Genomic DNA, 18,074 nt, shown 5'->3' on the forward strand with positions numbered 1-18,074 from the left:
ATCGATCTCGTTTGCCCTGCTTTGCGCATTCGGCAATTGACACCAAACCGGACGCCTCCTATTCCAACATCATGACAAATATGCTTGCCATCGCGATTGCCCAGCTTAACCCGATTGTCGGCGATGTTGCCGGGAATGCTGAGAAAGTTGTGGCTGCCTGGGAAACTGCGGCCGATCAGGGCGCGGATATTGTCCTTTACTCCGAACTGGTTCTGTCGGGCTATCCGCCCGAGGATCTGGTGATGAAGCCTGCCTTCATGCGCCATCTGCGCCATGCGGTCGATGATATCTGCGAGCGCACCAGATCGCGCAAAAACGGCCCGGCCCTGTTGCTGACGACACCATGGGATATTGACGGGGAGCGCTTTAACGCGGTTCTTCTGATCGATCAGGGCAAGATCGAAACGGTGCGGGCGAAAAACGATCTGCCGAATTATGGTGTGTTTGATGAAAAGCGCGTGTTTCGCGCTGGCCCAATGCCCGATGTGGTGTCCTTCCGGGGCGTTACGCTTGGTGTGCCGATCTGCGAGGATGTCTGGACGCCAAAGGTTGTCGCCCATCTGAAAGATCGCGGGGCGGAAATTTTCCTGGTGCCGAACGGATCACCGTTCGAGGCCGACAAGGGCGATCTGCGCCGTAATCTGATTGCGGATCGGGTGCGTGAAACCGGCGTTCCGATGATTTACTGCAACGAGGTCGGTGGTCAGGACGAACTGGTGTTTGATGGCGGCTCGTTCGGTCTTAACGGTGATGGATCACTGGCGGTCGCCCTTCCGGGCTTTGCCGAGGATGTCGTGACCAATACATGGTCGCGTGGTGACGATGGCACCTGGCGGTGTGATAAGGCCGCGCCAAAGGCCGATTATCCAAGCGGGCTTGATGCGATCTACCAGACACTGGTTCTGGGGCTCCGGGATTATGTGAACAAAAACCGGTTCCCCGGTGTCGTGATCGGCATGTCGGGCGGGATTGATAGCGCGCTTTCAGCCGCCATTGCTGTTGATGCGCTGGGATCAGATCGGGTGCGGTTGGTGATGATGCCCTCACCCTACACGTCGCGCGAAAGCCTTGAAGATGCCGAACAATGCGCCGGGATGCTGAAAACCGGGATTGAAAGCATCAATATCGGGCCTGCCATGGGTGCATTTGAACAGATGCTTGCCCCGGCATTCGAAGGCCGCGACCCCGACATTACCGAAGAAAACATTCAGGCCCGTTCCCGCGGGATCATCCTGATGGGGCTTTCAAACAAGTTTGGCCATATGGTTCTGACGACCGGAAACAAGTCGGAAATGTCGGTCGGCTATGCCACGCTGTATGGTGACATGTGCGGTGGCTATTCGGTTTTGAAGGACCTTTACAAAACGACTGTGTTTGCGCTTTGCCATTGGCGTAACGCCCATCATCCGGCGGGTGCATTTGGCCCGGACGGCATGGTGATCCCGGAACGGATCATTACCAAGCCACCATCGGCCGAATTGCGCCCGGATCAGAAAGACGAAGATAGCCTGCCGCCCTATGACGTTCTTGATGATATCCTGCATCAGATGATCGAAGGCGAACGGTCTGTTTCCGAGATTGTGCAAAGCGGCCATGACGAGGCTACGGTACGCCGGGTCTGGCGATTGCTTGACCGGGCGGAATATAAACGCCGACAGGCGCCGCCCGGGGTCAAGATCACGCCGCGTGCCTTTGGCCGCGACCGCCGCTATCCGATTACCAACGGTTTCACGAATTTAGTGACCTGAAAAAAGTTTGAAATGACAAAACCTGTCCTGCGATTTGCGCCCAGCCCGACCGGGCTTCTTCACGTCGGTAACGCCCGCATTGCCATGATGAACTGGCTTTATGCCCGGAAGCATGGGGGCGAGTTCATCCTGCGCTTTGACGATACCGATCCGGTCCGTTCCAAAGACGAATATGTTGATGCAATCCGCGAAGACCTGAAATGGCTTGGCATCGACTGGGACCGCGAAGAACGTCAAAGCCTGCGTCAGGATAAATATGACGCGGCGATTGATGACCTGAAATCGCGCAACATGCTTTATCCGTGCTACGAGACCGAAGGCGAACTTAACTGGAAACGCAAGGCCGCCCGCCAGCGTCACCAGCCGTTCATCTATGACCGCAAGGCATTGACCCTTTCGGATGATGAAATTGCCCATCTTGAGGCAGAAGGCCGCAAGCCGCACTGGCGCTTCCTTCTGACCGATGGGGTGGTTGAATGGGATGACCTGACGCGCGGGATTTGCACGTTTGATACCGAACATGTGTCCGACCCGGTTCTGATCCGCGAAGACGGATCGCTGCTTTATATGCTGGGGTCGGTCGTCGATGATCTTGAAATGGGTGTTACCCATATCATTCGCGGCGAAGACCATGTGACCAACACGGTGTCGCAGATCCTGCTTTATATGGCGATGGGCGGCAAGCCCGGCGCGCTTGAATTTGCCCATATGCCGCTTCTGGCGGGGCCGGGTGGATCGCAGCTGTCGAAACGTCTGGGCAGTCTTTCGCTTCGCGAATTGCGCAATGACGGGTTCGAGGTCGCATCACTTGTCGGTCTTCTGACCGGACTTGGCGCATCGGACAAGATCGAACCGGCAACACTTACCGAAGTGCTTGGGAAGTTCGATCTTTCGCATTATGGCCGTTCGACCCCGAAATTCGATCCGGCGGAACTTGCCAGCCTGAACGAAAAAGTCGTTCATGACATGTCATTTGAAACGGCAAAGCCGAAGCTTGAGGCCCTTGGTCTGGGCGATGTGCCGGAAGAATTCTGGAATGCGGTGCGCGGCAATTGCTGGCGCGTGGCAGAAGCAGTTGAATGGTGGGATGTGATCACCAAACAAGTCATCCCGCAGATCGATGATGCCGATGCGGAATTTTTAAAGCAGGCGGCCGATATGCTGCCCGAAGGCGTGCTTGATGCAACCAGTTGGAAAGCATGGACAGGTGCGATCAAGGATGCGACCGGCCGCAAGGGCAAGGAACTTTTCATGCCGCTTCGCAAGGCACTGACGGGGCGTGAACATGGCCCGGAAATGTCGGCAATGCTGGTTCTGATCGGACGTGAAAAGGCGTGTGAGCGGCTTTGTGGAAAGGCGGTCTAAAGCAAACAGCTTTGACCGCCGGAAATATCCCGCAAATGCGAAAACACAAGCCATATGGACCGAAAACATGACCAAGACCACATTGCGTATCTATGACACCCTAAGCCGTGAAAAGCAGGTGTTCGAGCCGATCGATGCCAACCATGTCCGGCTTTATGTCTGCGGACCGACCGTTTATGACTATGCCCATGTCGGCAATGCGCGGCCTGTGGTGGTGTTTGATACGCTGGTGCGTGTGTTGCGCCATATCTATCCCAAAGTAACCTATGTGCGCAACGTCACCGACGTTGACGACAAGATCAACGAACGTGCCCGCCAAAGTGGCGAGCCGATTTCGGAAATCACCAAACGCACCCATCAGGCCTATCTGGAGGATATGGGCGCGCTTAATGCCGCCAAGCCCGATATCGAACCGCGCGCGACCGAACATATCGCCGAAATGATCGCGATGTGCGAAAGCCTGATCGAACAGGGCTTTGCCTATGCTGCCGAGGGGCATGTGCTGTTTTCGGTCGGCCAGTATGAAGAATATGGCAGGCTGTCGCGTCGTGACCGCAAGGAAATGATCGCTGGTGCGCGGGTTGAAGTCGCCCCCTATAAAAAGGATCCGGCGGACTTCGTTCTGTGGAAACCGTCCGATGACGAGACGCCGGGCTGGGAAAGCCCGTGGGGGCGCGGACGCCCTGGCTGGCATATTGAATGCTCTGCCATGTCGACGCGCTATCTGGGCGAGAATTTCGATATTCATGGCGGCGGATCGGATCTGGTCTTCCCCCATCATGAAAACGAAATCGCGCAAAGCTGCTGCGCGAACAAGGGTTCAAGCTACGCCAAATACTGGATGCATAACGGTCATCTGATGGTCGAAGGTGAAAAGATGTCCAAGTCGCTTGGTAACTTTGTCACCGTGCACGAGTTGCTCGAAAGCTGGCCGGGCGAGGCGATCCGGCTTGCGATGCTGGGAACCCACTATCACCAGCCGATCAACTGGACCGAAGAAAACCTGCGTCAGGCCAAAGAGGCCTTGGACCGGTTCTATACCGCCCTTCGTCAGACCACCGATATCGAACCGGAAAACACTCCGGTGCCGGGATCGGTTCTGAGCGCGCTGTGTGATGATCTTAATACGCCGCTGGCGATTTCGGAATTCCATGAACTGGTGACCGACCTGAACAAGGCGACGAAGAAGTATGACAAGGCCGAAGCCAAGGGCCGTGTTCTGGCGGCGGCAACGTTGCTGGGTATTCTTGAAAATGACCCGGAAGCCTGGTTCACCGGTTCTGCCGATGAAGACGAGGCCGCCGAGATTGACAGCCTGATCCAGCAGCGTGCCGAAGCGAAGAAAAACCGCGATTTCGCAACGGCCGATCAGATCAGAAATGATCTTTTGGCGCGCGGTATCCTGCTTGAAGACTTCAAGGAAGGTACAAGCTGGAAACGCGTTTGATCCGTCGGATTTGAATTGGAAAAGGCACCGCCGGGAGACCTGCGGTGCCTTTTTACTTTAAGCGGCCATGGCGTCCAGTTCGTCAAACAGTTTCAGTGCGGCGTTAAGGCCGTTGATCGCGGCTGGAAGACCGCCATAAACCGCCATCTGCCAGATCGCTTCGATGATTTCCTCGCGCGTTGCCCCGGCGGCAAGAGAGTGTTTGATATTGACCTTAAGCTGCGGTGCGGTTTGCCCGCCCAGAACCGTCAGGGCGGAAATCGTGCAAAGCTGACGGGTTTTCAGATCAAGGTTGGACCGCGCGTAATGACGGCCATAAGCCCATTCAACGAGGCTTTCGGCAAATCCGGGCACCAGGGCATCGTATTTTTCGGCCAGGGTACCTTCAAGCGGCGGGTTCAGACGTGCGACAACATCGCGCCCGGCGTCGAGCGCGCTTTTCTGTTCAGCCATAAGGGGCTCCTGTAAGGTCTTTTTCGGGATCAGGCCGTTTTCTTGCGGCCGATTTCGTCGTAATTGGCGATCTTGTAATCAAGCACTTCAAGCGTCTCGGTCAGTTCGGCGATTTTTTGGGCCAATCCGGTCCGATAGATTTCGAGAAGTTCCCGTCGTTCGCCAACCGTTTGTTCGCCCTCGCTGCGCAGACGGGCAAACCGCACCCGATCACGGATCGGCATGCCAAGGTCCTTGAGGCGTGAAATGAAAGTCAGCCAGTCAAGGATTTCCGGGTCATAATACCGTCGGCCACCCGCATCGCGTGACGGTTTGGGTACCAGACCGATTTTTTCGTAATAGCGCAGCGTGTGAATGGGTAAACCGCTTTTGGCCGAGACTTCACCAATCATCATTGTCGGTCACCTTTCAGCTTGGGGAACTTTCAAAAGGCTAGATGCTCTAGTGTACTCTAGGTCAAGCGCAAATTTTTTGCCAGTTTGTGCAACAGCTTGCGGTTGCGTCCGCAGGGTAATCTGACCACCTTCTATCCTGTGACCGGTTCGAAACGACAATGTTGGGATTACGATGTTTTTTCTGGGTCGACGGAATTTCCTGCGCGGTGTGACGGCGATTGGCGCAACAGCAGGGCTTGGCGCGATCAAGCCGCTTTGGGCGCAAACGCTTGATAATCGCAATATCCCCGATGTGATCAAAAAGCAGATCCCGTCAACGGGTGAAATGATTCCGGCGGTCGGTCTGGGCAGTTGGATCACGTTCAATGTCGGCAACGATCCGGTTCTGCGCGATCAATGCGCCAATGTCATGCAGGCGTTTTTTGATACCGGCGGGCGCATGATCGACAGTTCGCCGATGTATGGATCATCTCAGGATGTGATCGGTTACGGACTTGATAAACTGGGCGCGCGCGACCGGGTGTTTTCGACCGACAAGGTCTGGACATCGGATGACGGTGCCGAACAGATCGCGCAGACTGCCGATTACTGGAACATCGAAAAATTTGATCTGTTGCAGGTCCATAATCTGGTCGGGATCAACGACAATCTGCCGCTTCTATTCGATATGAAGGATGCCGGACGGCTTCGCTATGTCGGGGTGACGACATCGCATGGCAGGCGGACAGATGATTTGATGGCGGTGATGAAAAACACGCCGCTTGATTTCGTGCAGGTGACCTATAACCCGGTCGATCGCAAGGTCGAGGATTACCTGCTGCCGCTGGCCGAGGAACGCGGCATTGCCGTGATCGTCAACCGGCCGTTCCAGGGCGGCCATCTGATTGACCGTCTGGAAGGTGAAAAGCTGCCGGACTTTGCCGCCGAGATTGAGGTAAAAAGCTGGGCGCAGCTGATCCTGAAATATCTGATATCTCACCCGGCGGTAACCTGCCCGATCCCGGCCACGACCCAGCCGATGCATGCCATTGAAAACATGCAGGCGGCCACCGGGCCGATGCCCGATGCCGACATGCGCGAGCGTATTGCGGCCGTGATCGGGGTTTTGTGATGAGCGAATGGTTGAGCTACAGCCTGGCAGATTTTCTGCTGTTTTCGCCGCGCGTTTATTACCGGCTGTTTGAAACGCTAAATACCACATGGTGGCTTGCGGTTGCCGCCGCACTGGTCGCGGGAATGATCACATTTGGTCTTTCCATCCGGCATGGCAATCGCGGCAACCGGGTGGCGCTGGTTTTACTTGGCCTGATCTGGGGCTGGGTGACGGTTGGGTTCCTTTGGTATTATTACCAGCCGATCAACTGGATAATCCCTTATTTCATTCCGGCTTTCATTGTCGAAGCGCTGCTGCTGGTAATGTTTGCCGTGCGCAGGATGCCTTTGCGATTTGGCTGGCGCGGTGATTTTTCCAGCATTGCCGGGGTGGTGATGATCGCGATTGCGATTTTCGTCTATCCCTTTGTCGGCCTGATCGAAGGGCGCGACCTGATACAGGCGGAGCTGTTTGGCAGTGCCGCCGATCCGACAGCAATCGGCACACTTGGTTTTATCCTGCTGGCGCGCGGGTCGTGGCGCTGGGTTCTGTTACCGGTGCCGTTGGCGTGGTGCGTTCTGGCCAGTGGAACATTATGGGTGATGGATCAGGATATCGCGTTGCTGCCCCTTATTGCCGTCTGGCTGACGGTGATGGGTGGCTGGATGGATCAGAAGAACGGTGTCACCCGCCGGTCATTGCCTGATACTGGCGCGGATGACTAGCGCCCGGCAAGCAGGCGAATGCCAACCGCGGCAAAGAACACGCCAAGAAAACCATTGATCCAGCGTGCAGCCCGGCGATAAAGCGAAATGGCCGGTGCGGTCGAAAAGGCGGTGGCATAGGCGAAATGCACAAATGTTGAAATCGTGCCGCAGCCAATCACGATCACCCATCCCACCCAAAGCGGCGTGCCATCGGCAAAACCGATGGAGATGATGGCAATCCATGTCAGGATTGCCTTGGGATTGCTCAGGTGAAGCCCCAGTCCCCGGCTGAAATACCCAACCGGCGAGATGGCTTTATCGTCGCGCACAATGGCATCATCGACCGGTTTCGCAGGGCGGAATGCAGAACGAAAGGCTTTAAAAGCCATCCACAAAAGATAAATCCCGCCGGCAATGCGAATGACGGTCATGGCATCGGCCCAGCTTGCCAAAAGGGCAGAAAGGCCGGTCAAGGTGAGAATGCCGATGCAAAGCGATCCGGCTCCGATCCCGATGGCAAAGCAATGACCGGCACGACGCCCCCGTTCAAGCGAGACACCCATCAGACCCAGCAAAGCAGGGCCGGGACTGATCAGGCCCATCAGAAGGGCAGCATAGGCAAGGAATATCCCCGGCAAATAGGGGGCGATATCGGCAAAGTCGATCATGGGGCGATCCTTTGTCAAACAAGGTGGCAAACATGCCGTGGTGGCGGCATGGAAACTGTACGCCCCGGTTGTGCAACTGTCGAGAATGCAAAAGCCCCGGCGCGAGACGCAACCGGGGCTTTGATGATCATATCCGATGATCTTTATCAGTCGTCTAAAATGACCTCATCGTCGGCAACTTCAACCTGACGGGCGATTTCAGACAATGCCTGTTCGAAAACTTCGGGTGGGTGGCCGCCGGAAATGGCGTATTTGCCGTTCACGACATAGGTCGGAACCGACGAAATACCGGCATTGCGGAATTCTTCTTCTTCGGCGCGGACTTCCTTGGCGAACATGTCGCTGCCAAGAATTTCGGCCGCCTTTTCCGGTGACAGACCAACTTCCTCGGCAGCGCGTTTGATCACGCCGTGATCGCCGGGATTTTCACCTTCCTGGAAATAGGCGCGGAACAGGGCCAGTTTCAGTTCGGTCTGTTTGCCTTCCTTGCCCGCCCAGTACAGCATGCGATGCGCATCAAAGGTATTGTAGATGCGGCTGTCCGAACTAAAGCGGATGTCAAAGCCGACATTCTCGCCCATCATCGAAATACGGTCGCGGTTTTCCGCACTTTGATCCGGGGTCAGGCCGTATTTTTCCTTGATATGTTCCGACAGGTTCTGGCCTTCGGGCCCCATATCCGGGTTCAGTTCAAACGGGTGCCAGCGCAGCTTGATGTCGACCTGACCGTCCAGACGTTCCATCGCCTGTTCAAGGTTTTTATAGCCGATGATGCACCAGGGGCAGACAACGTCGGAGACGATATCGATCTGCATCGGGATGCCGTTGCTCATGAATTGTGCCTTGTCTTATGAATATCTGGATGGCCCAGACATAAGCGCTATGAGGCCAAACGCAAGGACAGAAATGTCGGGCGGCAAAAGAAACGGCCTGTCTGGGGGAGACAGGCCGTCATATGTGCAACAACTCGGCGGGGGAGGTAGATTGATGATCTAATCCGAGTTTCGGGGTGTGCACGTGGGACGCTTCTGATGGCAGCGCGCCAACAGGGTGCGAATTTCAATCCATGCCGTCGATATTCTGGCGACGGGCGTTGTCGACCATATATTCGGCAAAGGTTTCAAGAGTAGGGCAGGACCAGTCGGCCGCTATTTTTTCGCCGTCACGTTCCCATTGACCGTACCAGCGATCATCAGGTTCGAGAAAGATTGTATAGGCGGCGAAACGGTCGGACGCCGTCCAACTGTTTTTGCCGGCACGGTGCCATGTCAGACCCGCAAGCAGCATAACGTCAAAATCGTCGGCGGCTTTTAGTGCCATCTTGGTGTCCCCATCCATGCGAAGCCCGAAGAAATGGGGGTGTATTCCCGGTCGCCTCACAATGTATGGTAGAGTTAATCATTACTACCATGCCTTTACAACCATTCAGGGGGACAGGTTTGCTATCCTAAAGGTGGGTAATTAGGCGATTTTGGGCAAAAAGCAGCGCATAATTGGCATGTCTTGTAATGCGGTTGCGTAAATGATGGTTTTACGGCAATTTGCCAGACCGCCCGGCACATGCCGGAACAAGAGAAGATCGATCAGTTTTGGAATGAATATGTCAGACAAGCGCGTCTATCTATACGACAGTACCTTGCGCGACGGGCAGCAGACCCAGGGCGTGGATTTTTCGGCAGCGGACAAAACCGCAATTGCCAAGGCGCTGGACGAGCTGTCGATTGACTATATTGAAGGCGGCTGGCCCGGGGCAAACCCCACCGATGACGCATTTTTTGCCAATCCGCCGAAGCTTAAAAATTCAAAACTGACAGCATTTGGCATGACGCGGCGCGCAGGGCGTTCTGCATCCAATGATCCGGGGCTGGCAACATTGGCCCAAAGCGCGCCGATTGTCTGCATGGTCGGCAAAAGCTGGGATTTTCAGGTGACCGAGGCGCTCGGGATTGAGCTTTCGGAGAACCTTTCGATGATTTCGGAATCCATCGCACATCTGAAAAGCCAGGTTTCCGAGGTGATGTTCGATGCCGAGCATTTCTTTGACGGCTACAAGGCCAACCGCGACTATGCCCTTGCCGCGATCAAGGCGGCTTATGAAGCAGGCGCGCGCTGGGTCGTTTTATGCGACACCAATGGCGGCACCCTGCCCGACGAGATTTTTGATATCGTCACCGATGTCTGCACCCATGTGCCGGGCGGAAATGTCGGCATTCACTGCCATAACGATACCGAAAATGCGGTGGCTAACTCGTTGGCGGCGGTTCGCGCCGGGGCGCGCCAGGTGCAGGGCACGTTGAATGGTTTGGGCGAGCGGTGCGGCAATGCCAACCTGATTTCGATCATTCCGACATTAATGCTGAAGATGGGATATGACGTTGGCATCTCGCACGAACAACTGACCCATCTGCGCCGGATTTCGCACATTCTTGATGAACGGCTTAACCGCGAACCGACCCGTCAGGCGGCCTATGTCGGCGACAGCGCCTTTGCGCATAAGGGCGGATTGCATGTTTCGGCCGTGGAAAAGAACCCGGCCTGTTACGAACATATCGAGCCGGAGCTTGTCGGAAACCAGCGCCATATCCTTGTGTCGGATCAGGCGGGGCGTTCAAATATTCTGGCCCGGTTCCGAGAAATCGGGGTCGAGGTTGATCCGAAATCCGATGCGGTTGGCAAGCTTGTCGATGCGGTCAAACAGCGCGAATTTGACGGTTATGCCTATGACGGGGCTGAAGCCAGTTTTGAGCTTCTGGCGCGTAAGGCACTGGGCGAGCTTGACCGTTATTTCCGCGTGACATCCTTCCGCGTGATTGATGAGCGGCGCTGGGTGGACGAGCAGGACGAACAGGTCATCACCATGTCCGAAGCCACCGTCAAGGTTGTGGTCGGCGATGGACAGTTCATGTCGGTCGCCGAGGGCAATGGTCCGGTCAATGCCCTTGATGCCGCATTGCGCAAGGTGCTTCTGACCGTGCCGGAATATGTCGAAGCCGTGCAGCAGATCGAACTGATCGACTATAAGGTTCGCATCATAACGCGGGGGGACGGTACGCGTGCCGTGACCCGCGTCATGATCGAAAGCCGCGATGCCGAGGGCAACAGCTGGTCAACAGTTGGTGTTTCAACCAACATTATCGAGGCGTCCTATAACGCGCTTCGGGATTCGATCACCTATAAACTGTTCAAGTCCGGCGTTCGAAGCCAGCATGCGTGACTGTTGGTTCAGGCGATAAAATGGCAAAGGGCGCGGTTTGATCCGCGCCCTTTGACGTTTAGCTGTGATGGTGATGCGGGTGGTCATGACTGTGATCGTGATGATTGTGTCCGTGTTTGTGTCCGTGCCCAAAGCGTTCGGCCATGAAGCTTAGTAGATCAATATCGGCGCGTTCGGTCATCGACACATAGGTGAATGTCATGGTTTCGCGTTCTTCGATCATGCTGCCGGGAAACGGCAGATAGGCCAGTTCGCGGGTAGCAAAGGCCGGACAGGCGGTGCCGATTTGCCAGTTGGTTGTGATTTTGGCATCGACCAGATGCATGGTCAGGCCATCCTTGCCGATCTTTTGAAACGGGATATCGGCAAGGCGAAGGTAGCTTGCCTTGTCATCGGCCTTGCGGAAGCCTTCGACGAAGCTTGAGGACAGGACCTGTAATTCCTCGGCATGATCGGCGTCGCTTTGGCCGTGGACATGGGAATGCAGGTGATCGTAGTCCGGGGCGTGATTATGCCCCGGTCCGTGGGAATGGTTGTGGCCGTGATCGTGATGATCATGTTGATGATGCGTATTGGCCTGAGGATGATCATGGGGCATCTGGTTACTCCACATCCGGGCCGGCAGGGATGGTGACCGGTTTGTCGATGATGCCGCGATGCGATCCCATTTTGCCATGTGACACCAGTGTACCCAGCACATCGACAATCACGCGCGTTGCCAGCAGGGCGGTAATATCCGAGCAATCATAGGGCGGCGAAACTTCAACGACTTCAAGGCCGCAAATGCCTTCTGCGGCGACAAGCGATACAAGCTCCAATGCCTCGCGCGGCAGGAAACCGCCAGGTTCGGGCCAGCCGGTACCCGGAACGAACCCGCAATCGACACTGTCGATATCAAACGAGATATAGACCGCATCTGCATCCTTCCATGCCAGTTCAAGCGCGCGCGCGGCGGTTTCGGCCAGTCCAAGTTCCTCGACATCGCGCATGGTGAAGATGTTGGTGTTGCGGTTACGCGCAACTTCGACCCCTTCACGCGGGACCTGCCAGCCGCCAATGCCGACCTGCACAAGGTTCACCGCCGGAACATTGACCAGATCAGTGGCATGGAACCACGGCGTGGTGTGCATGCGTTCATCAAGGTCTTTTTCCTGAATATCGATGTGGCGGTCGAAATGCACGATGCCGATGCGTTTGGATGTGCATTGCGCAATGCCACGCACGCACGGGAAGCCGATGGAATGATCGCCGCCGATCATGATCGGAAGTGCGCCGCTGGATGCGACGTGGCTTACCGCGCGCGTGATCTGATCAAAGGTTTTTTCGATATTGGCCGGGATGGTGAAAACATCACCCACATCGCAAAGCGTCATCTGTTCGCGAAGATCAACGCCCATTTCATAATTATAGGGCGTGTAAAGTGCCGAGATTTTGCGAACTCCCTGCGGACCGAAACGCGTGCCGGGGCGGTATGTGGTGCCGCCATCAAACGGGATGCCAATCACCGCCGCATCATAGGCACCAACCTTGGTGACGTCTTCGATATAAGGGGCCTTCAGAAACGTATTGATCCCGGCATAATGGGGCAGTTCGCCCCGGGCAAAGGTCGGGATCGATTTATCAGTCAGACAATCCGAGCCGGTCAAACCCATGCGAAGTGCCCACTGCTTTTCCTTTTCCCAGGCGGCTGATGGCAGCAGGGCTTCTTTTTCCGCCGATTTCCAGCCGCGCAATTGCAGCTTGTCGAAATTCGGGTGGTGTTGTCGGGTTTCGTTCGGGGCGGGCAATGTTCCGGCCACGCGATGTCGGCGGACATTTTGGGGGGCAAAGAAATCGCGCATGGTTGTTTCCTTCGGGTTGCGTCAGTCTTCGTTGGGTTGGCTTTCGGGTTCGGGATCAGGGGACGGATGCGGTTGCCATCAGGGCGGTCGAAAAATTCATACCGTCGGTTTCATCGGTTTCGCCATTGGCAGCGGGAAGCGGTGCCGCAGACAGGTCAATCGGCAGGTCGTATGTGATGGTCGCGCCATAGGCTTCGGGCGTGACCGGATCATCGCGCAGCTTGTCAAACACCAGCATCCTTGTGCCGAGTTTGAAGGCCTCGTGGATGTCGTGCGTGACCATGAAGATCGTCATGTCATGCGCCTTCCACAGGCCCAGCAGCAATTCATGCATGTCATTGCGAATACCCGGATCAAGCGCGCCAAATGGCTCGTCCAGCAACAGCACGCCGGGTTTCATCGTCAGGGCCTGAGCAATGGCAAGGCGTTGCTGCATGCCGCCCGAAAGCTGACTTGGATATTTGTTGGCCGCTGGTGACAGGCCGATTGTTTCAAGCAGTTCGGCAACATCATCGCGGGCCTTTTTGCGTGCACGACCAAACAGGCGGCCGGTCAATTTGCGTGCGGCAAATTCGGCCCCGATCATCAGGTTTTCGGCAACGGTCAGATGTGGAAAAACCGAATAGCGCTGAAAGACGATGCCGCGATCAGGGGTGGGTTGTTGCGGCAATGGGACGCCATCCATCAGGATATTGCCGCTGCTTGGCAGTTCTTGCGACAGCAGCATGCGCAAAAAGGTCGATTTGCCACAGCCCGATGCCCCGACCAGCGTGCAAAACGCCCCGGCTTCGACATCCAGATTGATGCGTTCAAGCACCGGATATTCGCCGTAAGACTTGGTCAGGTTGCGGATCATGAATTTCGGCTCGCGCATCACAGACTATCCCCCGAAAGGTGGTTCCACGGGAAAGTCTTGCGCGAGGTCATCAGCAGCAGGCGATCAAGGATGAAGGCCAGAAGCGTGATCCATGCGACATAGGGCAGGATCACATCCATCGCGAGGTAACGACGCACCAGAAAGATGCGATAACCAAGGCCGCTGGTTGATGCGATGGCTTCGGCCGAAATCAGGAAAATCCATGCCGGGACAAGGCCAAGCCGGATGGCAGTGATCAGCTTTGGCATGACTTGCGGCAGTACCACACGCGTGATCATTTGCCATGTCGACGCGCCGAGCGTTTCGGCCTTGATGATCAGTTCACGCGGGATATCCATCGCGGCCTGTGCGATGGATCGGATCATGACCGGGGCGGTGCCAATCGCAATCAGCATCACCTTGGATGTTTCACCCAATCCGAAAATAATAAACAGGATCGGCAGGATGGTAATCGGCGGGATCAGCGACAGGGTGGCGATAAAGGGTGCCAGACCGCGCCTGATATGCGGGATGAAGCCGATAGCAATGCCAAGTCCGATGGCAAGCAGGGTGGAAATGAAAATACCAACCGCAAGGCGTGACAGGCTGTCGACCGTATCAAGCCACAGCAGATAATCGCCCGACCGTTTGTCGGCCTCAAATCCCATGCGCCAGATCGCATCCCCCATGCTGCTTAGTGACGGCAGCAGTTTGTCCGCCGGATTATCGATCCGGCGCAGATGGCTTGCGATGGCATAGGCCCCGATCAAAAGCACAAAAGGGATCGAGCCAAGCAATATGGCTGCGCGCCTTGAAAGAGTGCGATTGATGATACGCATGGCCGTCACCTTGCAATTGCAAAAACGGTGTAGGTGTCAAAACGGGGCAAAGTTCACAAAGGTCGGCCATCCGAACCCGAGGCAACCGGTGCAATGAATGTTACCGGGCCGGATGGCCGACAGAGTTAAACAGCATTAGTCAGCAAAGCGCGTAGTGGTGACACGAACACGCTCCGCTCAAAGTTCGCCCTTGGCGGCCATTTCCATATAAGTCGTGTCGAATTTCAGCTTCACATTGGCGCTGTCGCCATAGATGCTGCCGTCCGGGAAGCTGACGCCGACAAATTCCGGACTTGGTGCGCCTTCGCCAAGGATGCCCTTGTCGAACAGGAATTCGGCGACGAATTTCATGGTTTCGGGAAGCTCGGCCGATTTGGTGAATTCAACAGCCTTGTCCGGGGTAAAGAACATCGCCGTGCTGGCAAGCTGCGCGTCATATCCGGCAAGATCGGTTCCCGATGCTTCGGCCATGGCGGTGCGTGCGGCAATGCCTTCGTCCGTGTCGGACGCCATGATGCCCATCAGTTCATACCACGCACCGACCAGAGCCTTGCCAAATGCCGGATTGTCGGCAAGGGTTTCGGTGTTGACCATCATGATATCGATGATTTCGCCAGGAATGCCCGCACTGTCAAAGACAAGCGTCGCATTATCGTTGGCGGCAATTTCCGACAGAAGCGGGTTCCACGTCACGACCGATGTCACATCATCGGTGGCATAGGTCGCGATCATGTCGGCATCGGATGTATTGACGACGGTGACGTCTTGTTCTGACAGCCCGACTTTTTCAAGGGCGCGTGCCAGCAGATAATGGGAAACGGAAAGTTCTACCAGATTGACATTCTGCCCCTTGATTGCGGCAAGGTCGGTTGCGTCTTTCAGGATGATGCCGTCATTGCCGTTGGAATAGTCGCCGACAATCAGGGCAGTGGTATCAACCCCGCCACCAGCCGGGATCGAAAGCGCATCCATATTGGTCATGGAGCAGCCATCATATTCGCCAGCGGTATATTGGTTGATCGATTCAACGTAATCGTTGATCTGCACGATATCGACCGAGATGTCGTATTTATCGGCCCATTTTTTCATGATGCCGCTGTCTTGCAGATAACCCCACGGCATCCAGCCGACATAGATCGACCAGCAGACTTTGAAATCGGATTTTTCTTCGGCATGGGCGGGCAGAGAAGACAAAGAGGCAGAGAAAAGGGCGGCAATCGAAAGTGTTTTGAAAAACGTCTTTAACATGTGTGCGCTCCTGCTTGTTTTGCGGATCACTTCGGATCAGTCAATTCAAGAAAGGCTCTTGCACACAAACCGGGAGAAGGCTTGTGCGCGACAAACCTGTGCAGTTGTCTCCCGGGATTTTGGCCCGCCGTGTCACCGGCCTATGAAACGTTGACCGGCTTGCGCCTCTTGGACCAGCATTCCTTTCGGAACCGGAACCCTAGGCGCGCTGCACAATCAATCAGTAGCAATGCATATGCCAGTCACCTGAAATGGACCTTTGGATAATGTTACAGTTTTGAAAATAAATAATAATGTTGGCATTTTGGGTGTCGCCTGTAGCGTAAAATGCATATATGCGGCGCACAACTTTTGATTAAAAAGTCACCATAAAAATAAATATGATCAAAAAAAATGCATCTTCCGTGCGTGTAATGTGTGCTGGCATCGTGCATTGGCTTTTGGTAAAGAAACGCCAATATTGACGGGCATGCCCGCACTTCACCCCATGCAAAGACCGGAGAATTCAAGCGATGAGCGACGTCGCAGACGAGGCGATGCCGGATGGCGCAAGACCTGAAACCGGCGGTATCGCCAATCCGCCTGTCATCGTCCTGATTGAACCGCAGCTTGGCGATAACATCGGCAAGGCGGCACGCGCCATGCTTAATTGCGGGCTGGTTGACCTGCGGCTTGTGCGGCCGCGTGATGGCTGGCCCAATGAACGGGCAACCGCGAATGCTTCGGGTGCCGATATTGTCATCGACAATACCAAGGTGTTCGAGCGCGAAGAAGATGCGCTTGCGGATCTGAACCGGGTTTATGTGACGACCGCGCGGACGCGCGACGCGATCAAGCCGGTCTTTACCCCAAAGGGGTTGGCACCGGAAATGCGCGCCAATGTCTCGCGCGGGGAAAAGGTCGGGGTGCTGTTCGGTCCGGAACGCACTGGCGTGCGCAATGAACATATTTCGATGGCCGATGCGGTCGTGACAGTGCCGCTGAACCCCGGTTTCACATCGCTTAACCTTGCACAGGCGGTGTTGCTGATCGGGTATGAATGGTGGCAGGCCGGTGTAGATGTGCCCGATTACCAGATGATGATGAACGATACCTTCCCGGCAACCCGGGACGAGCTTGACCGTCTGTTTGAACATCTTGAGATGGAACTGGATAATTCCGGCTTCTTCCGGGTGGAGGCAAAACGCCCGAATATGGCACGCAATATCCGCAATATTTTCAACCGCGCCAATCTAACCCATCAGGAAGTTCAAACACTTCGCGGCATGATTGTTGCTATGCGGGGCGGCAAATACAAGGCGTGACGGTCGCGGACATGGCGGCAAGGCTGGTGTTTGGGTGATTCTTTTCGTTTGACTCTGCGGTCTTGATCTCTATATTGCGCCTCACTTCCGAGAAAGTGGGGCGAAACGGGTGTTTTCGTCCCCGTTCCTGTTTGGGTTAACCGAAACAGGAAACTATCGGGACAATAAAGTGATCTTAAAAAAGAGAGTTACAAAATGTCGAAACGTATTGCTGCAAAGCATAAGATTGACCGCCGCCTTGGCGTGAACCTTTGGGGCCGTGCAAAATCGCCGCTGAACAAGCGCGAATATGCACCGGGCATGCACGGCGCGACCCGCCGTAAAAAGCCGACCGATTACGGCACCCAGCTGTTCGCCAAACAGCAGCTTAAAGGCTATTACGGCTCCATCTCCGAGAAACAGTTCCTGCGTTATTACAAAGAAGCATCGCGTCGTCCGGGTGATACTTCCGAAACGCTGGTCGGTATTCTCGAGACTCGTCTTGATGCCGTTATCTACCGCATGAAATTCGTTCCGACCGTGTTCGCAGCGCGTCAGTTCGTTAACCACGGCCACATTCTTGTCAATGGCAAGAAAGTCACCATTCCTTCTTACCTTGTTAAAGAAGGCGACGTTGTTGAAGTCAAACAGGCTTCGCGCGAAATCCCGATGGTTATGGAAGCTGCCAACCTGAACGAACGCGACGTTCCGGAATATCTCGACGTTGACGCGAAGGCCTTCAAAGGCACCTTCGTTCGCGTTCCGAAATTCGCAGAAATTCCGTACCCGGTTCAGATGCAGCCGAACCTGGTCGTCGAATTCTACTCGCGTTAATCCTTTCGGATTTCGCGAAGACGAACACAAAACGCCCGCTGGAAACAGCGGGCGTTTTGCTTTGCCGGTCGATATGAAAAAGA

18 protein-coding genes and 1 riboswitch are annotated in these 18,074 nt (G+C 55.4%); of the genes, 8 read left to right on the forward strand and 10 right to left on the reverse strand.

Annotation, left to right across the window (positions count from 1 at the left end; translation table 11 throughout):
* Positions 1-71: 71 nt before the first annotated feature.
* From LG297_RS03575 to cysS, 3 genes are all read left to right on the forward strand, one after another.
* Positions 72-1,748 (forward strand): NAD+ synthase, encoded by a 1,677-nt coding sequence (locus LG297_RS03575; protein WP_404425208.1) that lies wholly within the window; start codon positions 72-74, stop codon positions 1,746-1,748.
* A 12-nt stretch (positions 1,749-1,760) separates the two neighbouring features.
* A complete protein-coding gene (locus tag LG297_RS03580; protein ID WP_404425210.1) occupies positions 1,761-3,113 on the forward strand; it encodes a glutamate--tRNA ligase in 1,353 nt (450 codons plus the stop codon).
* 67 nt (positions 3,114-3,180) lie between these two features.
* Complete coding sequence (gene cysS, locus LG297_RS03585) at positions 3,181-4,560, forward strand: cysteine--tRNA ligase (protein ID WP_404425212.1); 1,380 nt, start codon at positions 3,181-3,183, stop codon at positions 4,558-4,560.
* Positions 4,561-4,617: 57 nt separating this feature from the next.
* Here cysS and LG297_RS03590 read toward each other — a convergent pair whose 3' ends face one another.
* Together LG297_RS03590 and LG297_RS03595 are read right to left on the reverse strand one after the other, a co-directional pair.
* Positions 4,618-5,013 carry a carboxymuconolactone decarboxylase family protein gene (locus tag LG297_RS03590; protein WP_404425214.1) on the reverse strand — a complete coding sequence of 132 codons (396 nt, stop codon included), beginning with the start codon at positions 5,011-5,013 and terminating at the stop codon, positions 4,618-4,620.
* 29 nt (positions 5,014-5,042) lie between these two features.
* Positions 5,043-5,408 (reverse strand): MerR family transcriptional regulator, encoded by a 366-nt coding sequence (locus tag LG297_RS03595; protein ID WP_062952946.1) that lies wholly within the window; start codon positions 5,406-5,408, stop codon positions 5,043-5,045.
* 172 nt (positions 5,409-5,580) lie between these two features.
* On the opposite strand from LG297_RS03595, the gene LG297_RS03600 reads away from it, so the two are divergent.
* Positions 5,581-6,519 carry an aldo/keto reductase gene (locus LG297_RS03600; RefSeq protein WP_404425216.1) on the forward strand — a complete coding sequence of 313 codons (939 nt, stop codon included), beginning with the start codon at positions 5,581-5,583 and terminating at the stop codon, positions 6,517-6,519.
* On the forward strand, positions 6,519-7,226 hold the full coding sequence (locus LG297_RS03605; RefSeq protein WP_404425218.1) for a DUF6064 family protein: 708 nt from the start codon (positions 6,519-6,521) through the stop codon (positions 7,224-7,226). The genes LG297_RS03600 and LG297_RS03605 overlap by 1 nt, the downstream gene beginning before the upstream one ends.
* On the opposite strand, the gene LG297_RS03610 is transcribed toward LG297_RS03605, so the two are convergent.
* The 3 genes from LG297_RS03610 to LG297_RS03620 form a co-directional block, all read right to left on the reverse strand.
* Positions 7,223-7,876 (reverse strand): LysE family translocator, encoded by a 654-nt coding sequence (locus tag LG297_RS03610; RefSeq protein WP_404425220.1) that lies wholly within the window; start codon positions 7,874-7,876, stop codon positions 7,223-7,225. The genes LG297_RS03605 and LG297_RS03610 overlap by 4 nt on opposite strands.
* Before the next feature lie 146 nt (positions 7,877-8,022).
* Positions 8,023-8,709 carry a DsbA family oxidoreductase gene (locus tag LG297_RS03615; RefSeq protein WP_404425222.1) on the reverse strand — a complete coding sequence of 229 codons (687 nt, stop codon included), beginning with the start codon at positions 8,707-8,709 and terminating at the stop codon, positions 8,023-8,025.
* 226 nt (positions 8,710-8,935) lie between these two features.
* A complete protein-coding gene (locus tag LG297_RS03620; protein ID WP_404425224.1) occupies positions 8,936-9,196 on the reverse strand; it encodes a hypothetical protein in 261 nt (86 codons plus the stop codon).
* Positions 9,197-9,476: 280 nt separating this feature from the next.
* Between LG297_RS03620 and cimA the strand changes: the two genes are divergently transcribed.
* Positions 9,477-11,090 carry a citramalate synthase gene (gene cimA / locus LG297_RS03625; protein ID WP_404425226.1) on the forward strand — a complete coding sequence of 538 codons (1,614 nt, stop codon included), beginning with the start codon at positions 9,477-9,479 and terminating at the stop codon, positions 11,088-11,090.
* Positions 11,091-11,148: 58 nt separating this feature from the next.
* Here the strand turns inward: cimA and LG297_RS03630 are convergent, their stop codons facing one another.
* The 5 genes from LG297_RS03630 to LG297_RS03650 all read right to left on the reverse strand — a co-directional run bounded on the left by LG297_RS03630 (position 11,149) and on the right by LG297_RS03650 (position 15,874).
* Positions 11,149-11,688, reverse strand: a complete 540-nt coding sequence (locus tag LG297_RS03630; RefSeq protein ID WP_404425228.1) for a hypothetical protein — start codon at positions 11,686-11,688, stop codon at positions 11,149-11,151.
* Between the two features lie 4 nt (positions 11,689-11,692).
* Positions 11,693-12,931: an agmatinase family protein gene (locus LG297_RS03635; RefSeq protein WP_404425230.1), complete on the reverse strand. Its 1,239-nt coding sequence runs from the start codon at positions 12,929-12,931 to the stop codon at positions 11,693-11,695.
* 55 nt (positions 12,932-12,986) lie between these two features.
* Positions 12,987-13,805, reverse strand: coding sequence for an ABC transporter ATP-binding protein (locus LG297_RS03640; protein ID WP_404425232.1), 819 nt, complete (start codon positions 13,803-13,805; stop codon positions 12,987-12,989).
* Positions 13,805-14,626 (reverse strand): ABC transporter permease, encoded by an 822-nt coding sequence (locus tag LG297_RS03645; RefSeq protein ID WP_404425234.1) that lies wholly within the window; start codon positions 14,624-14,626, stop codon positions 13,805-13,807. The genes LG297_RS03640 and LG297_RS03645 overlap by 1 nt, the downstream gene beginning before the upstream one ends.
* Before the next feature lie 177 nt (positions 14,627-14,803).
* Complete coding sequence (locus LG297_RS03650) at positions 14,804-15,874, reverse strand: putative urea ABC transporter substrate-binding protein (RefSeq protein WP_404425236.1); 1,071 nt, start codon at positions 15,872-15,874, stop codon at positions 14,804-14,806.
* A 106-nt stretch (positions 15,875-15,980) separates the two neighbouring features.
* Positions 15,981-16,088, reverse strand: a riboswitch (guanidine-I (ykkC/yxkD leader).
* A 298-nt stretch (positions 16,089-16,386) separates the two neighbouring features.
* Here LG297_RS03650 and LG297_RS03655 point away from each other — a divergent pair.
* Together LG297_RS03655 and rpsD are read left to right on the forward strand one after the other, a co-directional pair.
* Positions 16,387-17,178 (forward strand): RNA methyltransferase, encoded by a 792-nt coding sequence (locus LG297_RS03655; RefSeq protein WP_404425238.1) that lies wholly within the window; start codon positions 16,387-16,389, stop codon positions 17,176-17,178.
* Positions 17,179-17,373: 195 nt separating this feature from the next.
* Positions 17,374-17,991 carry a 30S ribosomal protein S4 gene (rpsD, locus tag LG297_RS03660; RefSeq protein ID WP_062952936.1) on the forward strand — a complete coding sequence of 206 codons (618 nt, stop codon included), beginning with the start codon at positions 17,374-17,376 and terminating at the stop codon, positions 17,989-17,991.
* Positions 17,992-18,074 lie beyond the last annotated feature (83 nt).

Source organism: Thalassospira australica (assembly GCF_044790785.1).
GTDB lineage: Bacteria > Pseudomonadota > Alphaproteobacteria > Rhodospirillales > Thalassospiraceae > Thalassospira > Thalassospira australica_A.